Genomic DNA, 12,165 nt, shown 5'->3' on the forward strand with positions numbered 1-12,165 from the left:
AGCCGGTATGAAAGGTACTTTAACGCGCGCCGCCCTGGCGGCGGGAGGCATGATGGTGACGAGTGCGGTGATGGCCGGCAGTCTGGCGCTGCCGACCGCGCAGTCGCTGGCGGGGCAATGGCAGGTAGCCGACAGCGAACGGCAATGCCAAATCGAGTTTCTGGCCAATGAGCAAAGCGAGACCAACGGCTACCAGCTGGTGGATCGGCAGCGTTGTCTGCAAAGCGTATTTGCGGCCGAGGTGGTGGGCTGGCGCCCGGCGCCGGACGGCATCGCCCTGCTGCAGGCGGATGGCAGCACGCTGGCGTTCTTCTCGCGCGACGGCGATCTGTACCGCAATCAACTGGGTGCGGGTGATGCCCTGACGTTGAAAGCGCTGGCTTGATGAAGAAACGGGTTCGGCGCGCCGAACCCGCGGCAGGTCTCTACAGGTAGAGCGAACGCACGATCAGGAAGTGGCCGGAAAAGTAACAGAAAGCCACGATGGCGTCCGCCGCGCGGAAGGTGAAGCGGTAGCGGTTGAGCAGCCAAACCACATTGGCCAGCAGCAGCAGCGAGGTGCCGGTCAGCAGCGAGAAGCCGAAATCGGTGCTGCGCAGGAAATATTGCTCGCCCGCCAGCCAGACCATCAGCAGCGTCATCGCCACATAGGTGACGATCGGCCAACGCATCTCTTCCAACCGGGTCCAAAGGGTGGCCAGCAGCAATGCACCGATCGCCAGCAGCGCCAGCGGCAGCGGCCAGAACAGACTGAACGTCATCTGGCTGGCGAAACTCAGGGTGTACAGCAAGTGGGACAGGAAAAAGGCGCCGATGGCGTACAGCACCCGCTCGCGCGGCAACAGAAGCAGCCCATCGCCGATCAGCGTCGCCAGCAGGCCGAGTACGATCAGATAACCCGCGGCGCTGAGCACCGGTGCCTGCCAGGCCAACAGCAACAGCAGCAGCAGCGTGACGGGTTTGAACACCCAACGCTGCCAGCGCGGCCCGCGGTAAGAGGCGTCGACGAACAGCCAACCGGAAAAGAATACGGCAAGGAACGGCCAACTCATTTATGTCTTCCTTATGTAGAAGGGAGCCGCAACCACCGGCTCCAAACTGTCACCCATGTCACTTCTTCATTTCAGTGTAGGTAGCCTGCCGACGTTCGACAATGCTTTCTTGCGTACGGGCGGCGGCCGGTCTGCTTGGCAGTTTCTCTTGTGAGTAGCATTCTGGCAAGGGGGAGTATGCGCTATCGCATTTTGAATTAAAAAAACAACGAGGGAGATATTCCCCCTCGCTTTATTATTAGCTGCGGTGTCACGGCACTATTTCTGCGTAGCGATTTTTGCGATGACTTTTCCAAACTCCGCCTGCTGATGCTCTCTTTTTAGGATGGTGCAGGTTCTATCAACGCCACCAGATTTAATTTTCAGCTTAAATGATTGAGGCCTGTCTTGTATCAGCGTGACGTCACTTATTGGAATGATAAACGTTTCGGCATATAGCGCCGGTGTGACAATCAAATTATCCTGTGAGAGGCCGATCATTATGCGGCCTTCCAAGCGGGATGAATTGACCAGTGCTACCACCCCGGCGGCGACCAACACCCAACCGACGTTGATACCAATCAGGCCGATAACGATGCCGAGGACGATACATAATATCCCGGATAATGAAAATTGCTTCAAATTGAATCCCAGGCTGACATCAAGCGGAGGGTGAGCATCGGCGTTGAAGAGCGTCAATCCGCGGTTGTAACGCCATTCATAGCTGAACAGATAGCCGATGAAGAAGATCATGCTCAGTGGCAACATCAGGACGGTGGCGATAAAGGCGAGCACGCGGCCCGCTTTCGGCGCTTTAGATAAAAGCAACAGGCTGATAACCTGCATAGGTATTGATATTGCGAATATAATAAGAACTATTTTAATGAAATCTTCAAGGAGCAGCTCTTCATAGCTGCTTAATGCGCCATTCTAAGATGAATAAAATTGGATGATTGCAGCCAGGGTGATATTAATCACCAGGCCTGTCCAAGCTAATTTGCTTATTTTTTCCATGTCAAATCCGTTTGATTAAGGTTGATTGTTTAGCGGGTCTTTATTTTGTTATTCAGAAGGGTGTTAATATATTTTCGGGGTTAGGCTAGCATAGTAATTAATCATTTCCAAACAGAGAAACGTTGTGAGCATCTATAATAGAATGGCGAAGCAAGTTCTTGCTGCTTTGTACCCCTTCGGGAGAGCATAGAGTTTCACGTCGGGTTGTGCAGGTGTGCTATGTTTACGCTGATTTAGCCGTGAAGGAAATAGGAAACCGATGAGTAAGCCACCGCTATTTTTTGTCGCCGTCATTGCGTTGATCGCCGTGCTGGCCACGCAACGTTACTTCAAACAGCGCCAGCAGGAGGCGGAAAACGATCGCGCGCCGATGCGCAGTCTGCAGGTGACGGTGAGCGACAAACGCGCGGTGCCGGTCGCCAAGACTCGCGCACCGCAGCGCGAGCCGTTGGTCAACGAGCCGATGTATTACGAGGTGGTGTTCAGCCCGAACCAGGGCGGTGAAAACATTACGCTGCGGCTGAAGCAATGGCAGTACAACCCGATAGAAAAAGGCGCGCAGGGCACGTTAAACATGCAGGGCGCGCGCTTCGTCTCGTTCACCGTTCAGCCGTAGCGGTCACTTTTTCTTGATGGGCGGCTGTTTCTTTTGCCAGGCCAGCAGCTCGAACACGCCAAAGATAAAGATCTTGGCCTCTTGCCAGTAGCTGATCGGCTGATCCTTCGGCTGGGTGGATTTCAACAGCACCAGCTGCAGGCCGTGCATCACCACCATAAAGAACAGCGCCACGTCGATGAAATACTTCAGCGGCTTGGGAAACGGATGGAACAGGTTAGAGAGCAGGAAGCCCCATACGCACAGCATCAGCAGGCGGCCCAGATTAATCAGCATGGTCGGTTTTCTCTTGCGAACGAAGATAAAGGCGATAAGCCACCTGGCCGGCGACCTTCTCCCGGTGCAACTGCCAGCTGGCAGGCACGTCTGCCGCGGCGCTTTCCGCCTCGGCTTCTACATAGATCCAGGCCTCGTCGGCCAGCCAGCCCCGCTGCTCCAGCAACAAGACGGTCTCCGCCAGCAGGCCTTTGCGAAACGGCGGATCGAGGAACACCACGTCGAACGGTTGACCGTCGCCCGCCAGCCAGCTCAGCGCGTTGGTGTTGATAACCACCCCTTTGCCCTGCAGCAGCGCCAGATTTTTTTCCAGCTGCTGCGCCACCGGCCGTTCGAATTCGAGCAGCGTGGCGCTGCCGGCATAGCGCGACAGCGCTTCCAGCCCTAATGCGCCGCTGCCGGCGAAGCAGTCCAGGCAGCGCGCGCCCTGAATCACCGGCGCCAGCCAGTTGAACAGGGTTTCGCGTACCCGATCGGTGGTGGGGCGCAGCCCCGGGCTGTTCGGCACCGGGAGCTTACGGCCGCGCCATTGGCCGCCGATGATGCGGATCTGTCCGGCGGCGGCCTGGGGCGGTTTTTTGGCCGCCGCCCGTGGCGAGAGTCTTGTCATAAGCGTTGTTTGATTTCTTTTGCGGCGCGGGGCCGCCGAGGTTAACGAAAAGTTGTCCCTATTCTACCGGTGACGGGCGTCGGGGGGAACGGTAAAACGTTGTTGTCTGATTTCACACCGGAAAGCATGCCGGATGCGTGTTGCTGCGCGAGGGAAAGTGATAGACTCGGCGGATTATTGTCAGCATATATCCTTCAGGTATGTAGGGTAAGCGAGCCTTCGGTACGGAGTAGAGTCATAACATGGCAAAAGATAAGAAACGTGGGTTTTTCTCCTGGCTGGGCTTTGGCCAGAAGGAGAAGGAAGAAGAGCAACAGCAACCTGAGCAGCCGGTAGAGCAGGCGGAAGCTCAGGCCGCGGAGACGCCGGCTGCACCGGCCGCCGCCAAGCTGGACGACAAGCTCCCCGCCCAGGAATCTGAACCTGCCGCCTCCGTCGACACCCCGGGAGAGTGGGATAACGGTCAGGCCGGCGAGCAAATCGCGGAAAATTTGCCGGCGGCGGCTGAACAGCCGGCGGCGCAAGCGCTGGCCGAAGAGATCGTCAGCGTCACCGAACAGGTGGCGGCGCAACAGCAAGCGGTCGTTGAACCTGAGCCGGTCGTTGAGCCTGAGCCGGTGGTTGAACCTGAGCCGGTCGTTGAGCCTGAGCCGGTCGTCGAGCCTGTGTCGGTTGTTGAGCCGGTGCCCGTTGTTGAACCTGAATCCGTGCCGGAAGTGGAAGAAGAACCGCTTGAGCCGATGGTGCCGGCCGCGGCGCAAGAACAGGAAAGGCCGACCAAAGAAGGCTTCTTCGCCCGCCTGAAGCGCAGCCTGCTGAAGACCAAACAAAACCTCGGCTCCGGCTTTATGGGGCTGTTCCGCGGTAAAAAGATCGACGACGATCTGTTCGACGAGCTGGAAGAACAGCTGCTGATCGCTGACGTCGGTGTGGATACCACGCGCAAAATCATCACCTCCCTGACCCAGCACGCCAGCCGCAAGCAGCTGAAAGACGCCGAAGCGTTGTACGGCAAGCTGAAGGAGGAAATGTCCGAAATTCTGGCCAAGGTCGATCAGCCGCTGGATGTCAGCGGGAAAACCCCGTATGTCATCCTGATGGTCGGCGTGAACGGCGTGGGTAAAACCACCACCATCGGCAAGCTGGCGCGTCAATTCCAGGCGGAAGGCAAGTCGGTGATGCTGGCGGCGGGGGATACCTTCCGCGCCGCCGCGGTGGAGCAGCTGCAGGTGTGGGGCGAACGCAACCGCATTCCGGTGGTGGCGCAGCATACCGGCGCGGATTCCGCTTCGGTGATCTTCGATGCAGTGCAGGCCGCCAAGGCGCGCGGCATCGATGTGTTGATCGCCGATACCGCCGGCCGTCTGCAGAACAAATCGCACCTGATGGAAGAGCTGAAGAAGATCGTCCGCGTCATGAAAAAACTGGACGACCAGGCCCCCCATGAGGTTATGCTGACGCTCGATGCCAGCACCGGCCAGAATGCGGTCAGTCAGGCGAAATTATTTAATGAGGCCGTGGGCTTAACCGGCATCACGCTGACTAAACTGGACGGTACCGCCAAGGGCGGGGTGATCTTCGCCATCGCCGATCAGTTCGGTATCCCGATCCGCTATATCGGCGTCGGGGAAGGCATCGAAGATTTGCGGCCGTTTAAGGCTGACGATTTTATTGAGGCACTTTTTGCCCGAGAGGATTAATACGGATGATTCGCTTTGAACAGGTCAGTAAAGCTTATCTGGGCGGACGGCAAGCGCTGCAGGGGGTTGATTTCCATCTGCGCCCGGCGGAGATGGCGTTTCTGACCGGCCATTCCGGCGCGGGGAAAAGTACCCTGCTGAAACTGATTTGCGGTATCGAACGGCCCAGCGCCGGCCACATCTGGTTTGGCGGTCACGACATCAGTCGCTTGAAAAACCGCGAGGTGCCGTTCCTGCGTCGGCAGATCGGCATGATCTTCCAGGATCACCACCTGCTGCTGGATCGCACGGTGTATGACAACGTGGCGATGCCGCTGATCATCGCCGGCGCCAGCACCGAAGATATCCGCCGCCGCGTTTCCGCCGCGCTGGACAAGGTCGGTTTGCTGGATAAAGCGAAAAACTTCCCGATTCAGCTGTCCGGCGGTGAGCAGCAGCGCGTGGGCATCGCCCGTGCGGTGGTGAACAAGCCGGCGGTGCTGCTGGCGGATGAACCGACCGGTAACCTGGATGATGCGCTGTCGGAAGGCATTCTGCGCCTGTTTGAAGAATTCAACCGCGTCGGCGTGACCGTACTGATGGCGACGCACGACACCGGGCTTATCGCCCGCCGCAATTACCGCATCCTGACGCTGAGCCAGGGCCGCATGCAAGGGGGCGCTCACCATGGCCAATAACGCAAAAACCGCCAAGAGCAAGGCGCTGCGCGGCGGCTGGCGCGAACAGTGGCGTTACGCCTGGATGAACGCCATCAAAGACATGCTGCGTCAGCCGTTGGCGACGCTGCTGACGGTGATGGTGATCGCCATTTCCCTGACGCTGCCGAGCGTGTGCTACATCGTGTGGAAAAACGTCAGCACTGCGGCCAGCCAGTGGTATCCAACGCCGCAGCTGACCGTTTATCTGGATAAATCGCTCGATGACGACGCCGCGCTGAAAGTGCTCGACGCCATCAAGGCGGAAGCCGGCGTGGAGAAGGTGAACTACCTGTCGCGTGAAGAAGCACGCGGCGAGTTCCGTAACTGGTCGGGCTTTGGCGGCGCGCTGGACATGCTGGAAGAGAACCCGCTGCCGGCGGTGGCGATCGTCACGCCGAAGCTGAGCTTCCAGAGTTCGGACACCCTCAACACCCTGCGCGATCGCGTGGCGGCGGTGCAGGGCGTGGAAGAAGTGCGTATGGATGACAGCTGGTTTGCCCGCCTGGCGGCGCTGACCGGGCTGGCGGGCCAGATTGCGGCGATCATCGGCGTGCTGATGATTGTGGCGGTGTTCCTGGTGATCGGCAACAGCGTGCGTCTGAGCATCTTCAGCCGCCGCGACACCATCAACGTGATGAAACTGATCGGCGCCACCGACGGTTTTATCCTGCGGCCGTTCCTCAACGGCGGGGCGATGCTGGGCTTTGCCGGCGCGCTGCTGTCACTGGTGCTGTCCGGCGCGCTGGTGTGGCAGCTGGAGTCGGTGGTCGCCGGGGTAGCCAAGGTATTCGGCACCACCTTCACCCTGCACGGGCTGGGCTGGGATGAGGCGCTGCTGCTGCTGATCATCTCCGCGATGATCGGCTGGATCGCCGCCTGGCTGGCGACGGTGCAACATTTACGCCGATTTACACCACAGTAAGATTTTTTTGGTATACTCTTCTCCTGCTGCTTTTGATCGCGTTGCGGGAGAAGAGTGACCTCAAGCGAAGTCAGCACCATCCCTCTCTTCTTAGCGCACAAATTCCCTATCGGCCTGCACCCTCGTCACGTATTGTCAGCAACAATGCTTGCAAAAAAGGGTGAACTTTTAGGGCGGAGTACGGTCAAAAATTGCAGCAAATGTTAAGGTGCCCGGCGTGTGGAACCGCTTTTGCTTCAGCAACTGCCGTAGAATCAATCATTTCCCCGCTGTAATAATCACCTGCATGATTTTGTATTCTCATAGAGAGGGTTTGAATGACCAAAGAAATGCAAACTTTAGCCTTAGTACCCCAAGGTAGCTTGGAAGCCTATATCCGGGCAGCCAACGCCTATCCGATGCTGACGGCAGAGGAAGAGCGGGAGCTGGCTGAACGGCTGCATTATCAGGGCGATCTGGATGCCGCTAAGCAGCTCATCCTGTCTCACCTGCGCTTTGTCGCTCATATTGCCCGCAACTATTCAGGCTATGGTCTGCCGCAGGCGGATCTGATTCAGGAAGGCAACATCGGCCTGATGAAAGCCGTTCGCCGCTTCAACCCGGAAGTCGGCGTGCGTCTGGTTTCCTTTGCGGTGCATTGGATTAAGGCGGAAATCCACGAGTACGTATTGCGCAACTGGCGCATCGTGAAAGTGGCGACCACCAAAGCGCAGCGTAAGCTGTTCTTTAACCTGCGCAAAACCAAACAGCGTTTGGGCTGGTTCAACCAGGACGAAGTGGAACTGGTGGCCCGTGAGCTGGGCGTCACCAGCAAAGACGTGCGCGAGATGGAATCGCGCATGGCGGCGCAGGACATGACATTCGATCCGACTCCGGACGACGAGGCCCGCGATGGCCAGTCGATGGCGCCGGTGCTGTACCTGCAGGACAAGAGCTCGGACTTCGCCGAAGGCATCGAGGAAGATAACTGGGAAAGCAACGCCGCAGACAAACTGGCCTATGCGCTGGAAGGTCTGGACGAGCGCAGCCAGCATATCATCCGCGCCCGTTGGCTGGATGACGACAACAAATCGACGCTGCAGGAGCTGGCCGATCAGTACGGCGTTTCCGCCGAACGCGTGCGTCAGCTGGAAAAGAACGCCATGAAGAAACTGAAAATGGCGATCGAAGCCTGAGTCGATGCGAGATTCGATAAAAAAAGCCCGGCAAGCCGGGCTTTTTAGTGCCTGAAATTCGGCGTTATGGCGCCACGGCGGCGAAGTCCGGCGCCGGGCAGTCGTAGCCGAATTTCGCCGCCCACGGATAACGGGTGCCGGTGTTGATATAGCGCTGATAAAGCGCCCGGCCGGTTTTGGCGTCGCGTTTGATAACCCAGCTGGCGGCGTTACACAGCACGGCGGCATAGGCCTGGCTCTTCGGCGGCAGCAGATCGGCCGCCTGTTGCGCCAGCCCCACCGCCTGCCAGCGATAGTGCAGGAAACGGTTGTCTTCCTCCGGTAGCGCCGCCTTGGCGCGCGCCGCTTCTGCGCTGTCGATCCAGCTTTTATGCTTCAGCTCGCGGGTATCGAACGCATCCCCCAGATAGGAATAGCCGGCACCATAGATGGCGTAATCCGGCGTCATCTCATAGCCGGTGAACTCCAGCCCCTGAGAACGCAGCAGGTTGGCGGCGCGATAGTAAGCCTGCGCGCGCGCCAGCGGCGCAGCGGATTTGTCCTTGGCGGCCTTCAGCTCGTCGGCGAACTGCTGCGCCGCTTGCCGGTAGTTGGGGATATCGAAGTAGGCCAGCGCCTCCGGCGCTCGCCCGGCGCGCATCAGCCGCCGCGCCAGCAGTTCGCGCAGCTGCACCTCCGGCGTGATCTGCTGGCCGCCGTAATCGTCCGGATTAACCGGCTTGAGCGGCGTCGTCGGCGCCGGGGCGTGCTTATCGACAAAGCCTTTCAACTCATCGACGGTCAGCACCCGTTCCGCCACGTCGGCCACGTCGGCCCAGTAGAGCGCTTTGCCGCGATACAGCAGGTCCATCGCCTGCAGATAGTCGCCTCGGTTCAGCGCCAGGATAGCCTGTTCGCCGGCCACCCGGCACTCGGGCACGATGGTTTCCGCGACGAAGTCGGCGTTGCGCTGTTCACCCCAACTTTCGTCGGCGGGAAACGCGCTTGCCGCCTTGGCGTAGGCGGCGGTGGCGGCTTTCACGTCGCCGTCGCGCAGCGCCATTTTGGCGCGCAGCCACCACGCCAGGCCGCTGTCGCCGGCGTTTTTCAGCAGGCTGGCCGCCATCGGGTACTGCCCCGAACGGTAAGCCAGCGCCGCCAGCCGATCGCTGCCGGCGAAGCCGCTTTTCACTGAGCCGTCCAGCAGCGTCAGGATCTGGTTGATGATTTGCGCGGAGCGGCCGTTGCCGTCGGTATCCGCCATTTGCAGGTTGCCGCTGCGGGCGAACAGCTCAATGGTCACTAGCTGCTGGATCAACGGATCGCCGATAATCTGTTTCAGCGTGTCCAAATGGTCGGGGTTGACCAGGAAGCTGGAGACGTACTGCAGCGACTGCCCGCCGCTCGGATCGCCCTGCGCCGCCTGTTGCGCGTACAAGTGGGCGGCGGGAGCGACGTCACCCAGCCACAGGTGGATGCGCGCCTGCTGCCCAAGGCTGCTCAGCGCCAGCCGATCGGGATCGGCGGTGCCGTTTTTCACCCGATCGATCACCTGCTGGAATGCTGCCAGCGCCTGTTCCAGTTCGGCTTTTGGCGGGTGGCCGGCGGTGAGCGCCGGTTCACCAGATTCATTCACCGGGGTGCCGTGGTCATCCATCAATACCCGCCCAAGCGAATACTGCGCCCGCAGCCCCCAATCGCCCTGCTCGGCGGCCGGTAGCTTCAGCACCTGCTGGAAATAGTCTGCGGCGCGCGGATCGAGGCTGGCGAAAGCGACGGCACCCAGTTGATAAAGGCGGGCGGCGTTGGATAGCCCCTGCGTATTGACGGCGTCAGCTTCTTCCACCGTCTTGGCGGCGCGCATTTTGCCGATCGCGATCGTTTCCGGCGACTGCGGCATTGGTTTCGGCGGCATCGGTGGCGGTGGGGCTTGCCAGTGCGGCAACTGTTTATCCATCGGCACCAGCCGGCCGGCTTCGAAGGCGAAATTGCCCTCCGGCATATACAGCAGGGTGCCGTTGCGATCGATCAGCAGCCGGTTAGGAAAATCCGGGCCGCAGGCATAGCCGCCCAGCGGCAGTGCGGCGCCGATCAGCATGGCCAGCGGAAGAAGGCGGCGGGTGTTCCGTGCCGCGCGCGAATCAAGGTGTGACAAGGGTGCCTCCTGGCGTCAGTTGTTGGCAGCGCAGCCAACCCAGCGGCCGGGATTGCCCGGCGCGCAGCTGGTCGCTGCTGATGCGAATAAAGCGTTGCCGTTGCGGTGCGGATTCCAGCCGGTAGTTGCCGACCGCGTCCGCCGCCAGGCAGTCGTCGGCGCGGATGTCGATCGTTTGCGGCAGCGGGGCGTCCACCGGCCCGTTGTTGTGAATTATCAGATCATACAGCCCGTTTTGCTGTGGCTGGGGCCTAAATTTTACCTGCCAGTCGACATTCAGCGGCCGCCGTTCGATCACCGCTCGCAGCGTGGCGAGCGACCAGGCGCGCCGATCGTCCGCCAGCGGCAGTCTGAACCAAATCACGCCGCGCAGCCGGGGCGGCGTTTGCTGCGCCAGCGTTTGCAGAAAATCGGCGATCTGCTGCGGCGCGACCGTCAGTTCACGGCCGTTGCCGGCCACGCGCAGCGAGGATTCGCTCTCCACCTGCGCGCCCTGCGCATCAAACCCCAGCAGCGCCATGCCATAGGCCGGCAGCGCGACGCGAAACGGCTTCGGTGTGACGGCGGCGTACTGCCGCACCCAGCGCAGCGCCAGCGGGCCGTCAAACAGCCCCTGCTGAGGTGAGAGCACCGCATGCACTTGCAGAACTGAACTGTTGGCCTGTTGCAGTACGCCGGGCAGAGCGGGCGAACCGATCCAGGCGGGCAGGGCGGTGATGCCGAGTTGCAAAGCGGCGGGCAGCCGTTGGCGCAGCCGCTGCAGAAAACGTTGGTAATCCGGCAGGCGAGCCGTGGCGGCGTCATGATCGATCTCGACGCCGGTGACGGGCAACCCGGCCGCCTGCCAGCGCTGGGCGAGCGCCAGCAGACGCTGGATAATGGCTTCTTGGTCCAGCTGCGGCAGCTGGCCGTCAAGGCGCGCTACCAGCCAGAGCGGGCGGCCGTCCCGCTTCAGCAGGCTGAGATCGGCCGGGATTTCCCGCCAGCCTTCGCGTGGATGCACCTGCAGCGCCAACACCCGCAGCCCAGCGAACAGATCGCGGCTGTGCGCCAGCGCATCGGCGTGTTGCGGTGTCCAAACCCGCTGCCAAACGTAGACCTGCTGATCCCAGCCTGAGGCCTGGCGCAGCGCCTGCTGACGCCCGGCGAACCAGGCCGCCAGCCCCAGCGCAATCAAAATCAGCGCCGCCGGCAGGCGCTTCATTTTTGCCAGAGATCGCCCTGCGGCGCGAAGCCGCAGGCGCGCATGAAGTTATCGACTTCCCCACGTTCGCGCGGCGCCAGACCGGCGGTCGACAGCTGCCAATGGGCGACCTGCGGCAGCTGACGCTGTGCATCTTGCACCAGGTAAAGACCGACGCCGCGGCGGCGCGTCACTTCGCGTACCAGCAGATCCTGCAGTTCGGCGCGGTCGTCCTGCAGCGCAATTTTCACCGCGCCCAGCAGACGCTCGTTGAAGCGGGCGGCGAACAGCGCCTTGCCGCCGCTCAACCAGCTCTGCCACTGTTCCGGCTGCTGGTGCGGCCAAATTTTACCGAGATCGATAAGGTCTTGCGGGGACAGCGCGGTCAGGCGCTCGATGGTCAGTTTCATGCAGAATTTCCGCGCAGCTAAATGATGTCGACAGTGTAATAGATCTTGTGCAGAGCGTTGTGTAAGTTTTTCTGTACGATTACTGTGCAATATGTTTTTTGCACGGGGCATTTTCCGAGTAAATAGTTAGTAAAGGGATTGTTAACCAGCACAACGCGCTACGCCTCAAGGTAAACAGCGCAGATTTAATTCGAATTTTATCCTGTTTACACCGCTTGTTTCTGCCGGATGAAGTTGATTTGCAGCAGAAAATTCCTGTTTAATGGTATGAAAAATAAAGTCTTATTAGAAAATAATGCCAACAAAATGCCTAAATCATTATTACTTATAACAAAAGCGGTCAATAACGATCGGGCGCAGGCAAACACAACAGGTACGTTCACAACGACAGATGGG

13 protein-coding genes are annotated in these 12,165 nt (G+C 59.9%); 6 read left to right on the forward strand and 7 right to left on the reverse strand.

Annotation, left to right across the window (positions count from 1 at the left end):
* The first annotated feature begins 7 nt into the window (after positions 1–7).
* Positions 8–385 (forward strand): AprI/Inh family metalloprotease inhibitor, encoded by a 378-nt coding sequence (locus IMX17_RS18045; protein ID WP_025304893.1) that lies wholly within the window; start codon positions 8–10, stop codon positions 383–385.
* A gap of 40 nt (positions 386–425) precedes the next feature.
* Here the strand turns inward: IMX17_RS18045 and IMX17_RS18050 are convergent, their stop codons facing one another.
* Positions 426–1,052, reverse strand: coding sequence for a lysoplasmalogenase (locus IMX17_RS18050; protein ID WP_046898847.1), 627 nt, complete (start codon positions 1,050–1,052; stop codon positions 426–428).
* Positions 1,053–1,310: 258 nt separating this feature from the next.
* Positions 1,311–1,877 carry a hypothetical protein gene (locus IMX17_RS18055; RefSeq protein WP_193550057.1) on the reverse strand — a complete coding sequence of 189 codons (567 nt, stop codon included), beginning with the start codon at positions 1,875–1,877 and terminating at the stop codon, positions 1,311–1,313.
* 427 nt (positions 1,878–2,304) lie between these two features.
* Here IMX17_RS18055 and IMX17_RS18060 point away from each other — a divergent pair, with 427 nt between their 5' ends.
* Positions 2,305–2,661 (forward strand): DUF2500 domain-containing protein, encoded by a 357-nt coding sequence (locus IMX17_RS18060; protein ID WP_046898849.1) that lies wholly within the window; start codon positions 2,305–2,307, stop codon positions 2,659–2,661.
* 3 nt (positions 2,662–2,664) lie between these two features.
* Here IMX17_RS18060 and IMX17_RS18065 read toward each other — a convergent pair whose 3' ends face one another.
* Positions 2,665–2,937 carry a DUF1145 family protein gene (locus tag IMX17_RS18065; protein ID WP_004934327.1) on the reverse strand — a complete coding sequence of 91 codons (273 nt, stop codon included), beginning with the start codon at positions 2,935–2,937 and terminating at the stop codon, positions 2,665–2,667.
* Positions 2,927–3,547, reverse strand: a complete 621-nt coding sequence (rsmD, locus tag IMX17_RS18070; protein WP_042783457.1) for a 16S rRNA (guanine(966)-N(2))-methyltransferase — start codon at positions 3,545–3,547, stop codon at positions 2,927–2,929. Before rsmD ends, IMX17_RS18065 begins: the two co-directional genes overlap by 11 nt.
* 242 nt (positions 3,548–3,789) lie before the next feature.
* On the opposite strand from rsmD, the gene ftsY reads away from it, so the two are divergent.
* The 4 genes from ftsY (at position 3,790) to rpoH (ending at position 8,042) form a co-directional block, all read left to right on the forward strand.
* Positions 3,790–5,247 (forward strand): signal recognition particle-docking protein FtsY, encoded by a 1,458-nt coding sequence (gene ftsY, locus IMX17_RS18075; RefSeq protein ID WP_193550058.1) that lies wholly within the window; start codon positions 3,790–3,792, stop codon positions 5,245–5,247.
* Positions 5,248–5,252: 5 nt separating this feature from the next.
* The gene (gene ftsE, locus IMX17_RS18080) at positions 5,253–5,924 is read left to right on the forward strand and encodes a cell division ATP-binding protein FtsE (protein ID WP_004934337.1); all 672 of its coding nucleotides are present in this window, start codon (positions 5,253–5,255) and stop codon (positions 5,922–5,924) included.
* A complete protein-coding gene (gene ftsX, locus IMX17_RS18085; protein WP_004934340.1) occupies positions 5,914–6,867 on the forward strand; it encodes a permease-like cell division protein FtsX in 954 nt (317 codons plus the stop codon). Before ftsE ends, ftsX begins: the two co-directional genes overlap by 11 nt.
* A 317-nt stretch (positions 6,868–7,184) precedes the next feature.
* Complete coding sequence (gene rpoH, locus IMX17_RS18090; RefSeq protein WP_004934345.1) at positions 7,185–8,042, forward strand: RNA polymerase sigma factor RpoH; 858 nt, start codon at positions 7,185–7,187, stop codon at positions 8,040–8,042.
* Positions 8,043–8,106: 64 nt separating this feature from the next.
* On the opposite strand, the gene IMX17_RS18095 is transcribed toward rpoH, so the two are convergent.
* From IMX17_RS18095 to panM, 3 genes are read right to left on the reverse strand one after another with little or no spacing between them, the layout of a single operon-like run.
* Positions 8,107–10,119: a hypothetical protein gene (locus IMX17_RS18095; RefSeq protein WP_370571524.1), complete on the reverse strand. Its 2,013-nt coding sequence runs from the start codon at positions 10,117–10,119 to the stop codon at positions 8,107–8,109.
* A 43-nt stretch (positions 10,120–10,162) separates the two neighbouring features.
* On the reverse strand, positions 10,163–11,380 hold the full coding sequence (locus tag IMX17_RS18100; protein ID WP_182265660.1) for a DUF3142 domain-containing protein: 1,218 nt from the start codon (positions 11,378–11,380) through the stop codon (positions 10,163–10,165).
* Positions 11,377–11,769 carry an aspartate 1-decarboxylase autocleavage activator PanM gene (gene panM, locus IMX17_RS18105; RefSeq protein ID WP_004934355.1) on the reverse strand — a complete coding sequence of 131 codons (393 nt, stop codon included), beginning with the start codon at positions 11,767–11,769 and terminating at the stop codon, positions 11,377–11,379. The genes IMX17_RS18100 and panM overlap by 4 nt, the downstream gene beginning before the upstream one ends.
* Between the last annotated feature and the right edge of the window lie 396 nt (positions 11,770–12,165).

Source organism: Serratia sp. X3 (assembly GCF_014982455.1).
Classification (GTDB): Bacteria; Pseudomonadota; Gammaproteobacteria; order Enterobacterales; family Enterobacteriaceae; genus Serratia; species Serratia ureilytica.

What these genes read in the sequence shown, in the direction of transcription:
- IMX17_RS18060 (WP_046898849.1), top strand. Translation starts at nt 2,305, where the DNA reads ATGAGTAAGCCACCGCTATTTTTTGTCGCCGTCATTGCGTTGATCGCC.
- ftsX (WP_004934340.1), top strand. Translation starts at nt 5,914, where the DNA reads ATGGCCAATAACGCAAAAACCGCCAAGAGCAAGGCGCTGCGCGGCGGC.
- ftsE (WP_004934337.1), top strand. Translation starts at nt 5,253, where the DNA reads ATGATTCGCTTTGAACAGGTCAGTAAAGCTTATCTGGGCGGACGGCAA.
- rsmD (WP_042783457.1), bottom strand. Translation starts at nt 3,547, where the DNA reads ATGACAAGACTCTCGCCACGGGCGGCGGCCAAAAAACCGCCCCAGGCC.
- IMX17_RS18045 (WP_025304893.1), top strand. Translation starts at nt 8, where the DNA reads ATGAAAGGTACTTTAACGCGCGCCGCCCTGGCGGCGGGAGGCATGATG.
- panM (WP_004934355.1), bottom strand. Translation starts at nt 11,769, where the DNA reads ATGAAACTGACCATCGAGCGCCTGACCGCGCTGTCCCCGCAAGACCTT.
- IMX17_RS18050 (WP_046898847.1), bottom strand. Translation starts at nt 1,052, where the DNA reads ATGAGTTGGCCGTTCCTTGCCGTATTCTTTTCCGGTTGGCTGTTCGTC.
- IMX17_RS18100 (WP_182265660.1), bottom strand. Translation starts at nt 11,380, where the DNA reads ATGAAGCGCCTGCCGGCGGCGCTGATTTTGATTGCGCTGGGGCTGGCG.
- IMX17_RS18065 (WP_004934327.1), bottom strand. Translation starts at nt 2,937, where the DNA reads ATGCTGATTAATCTGGGCCGCCTGCTGATGCTGTGCGTATGGGGCTTC.
- IMX17_RS18095 (WP_370571524.1), bottom strand. Translation starts at nt 10,119, where the DNA reads ATGCTGATCGGCGCCGCACTGCCGCTGGGCGGCTATGCCTGCGGCCCG.
- ftsY (WP_193550058.1), top strand. Translation starts at nt 3,790, where the DNA reads ATGGCAAAAGATAAGAAACGTGGGTTTTTCTCCTGGCTGGGCTTTGGC.
- IMX17_RS18055 (WP_193550057.1), bottom strand. Translation starts at nt 1,877, where the DNA reads ATGCAGGTTATCAGCCTGTTGCTTTTATCTAAAGCGCCGAAAGCGGGC.
- rpoH (WP_004934345.1), top strand. Translation starts at nt 7,185, where the DNA reads ATGACCAAAGAAATGCAAACTTTAGCCTTAGTACCCCAAGGTAGCTTG.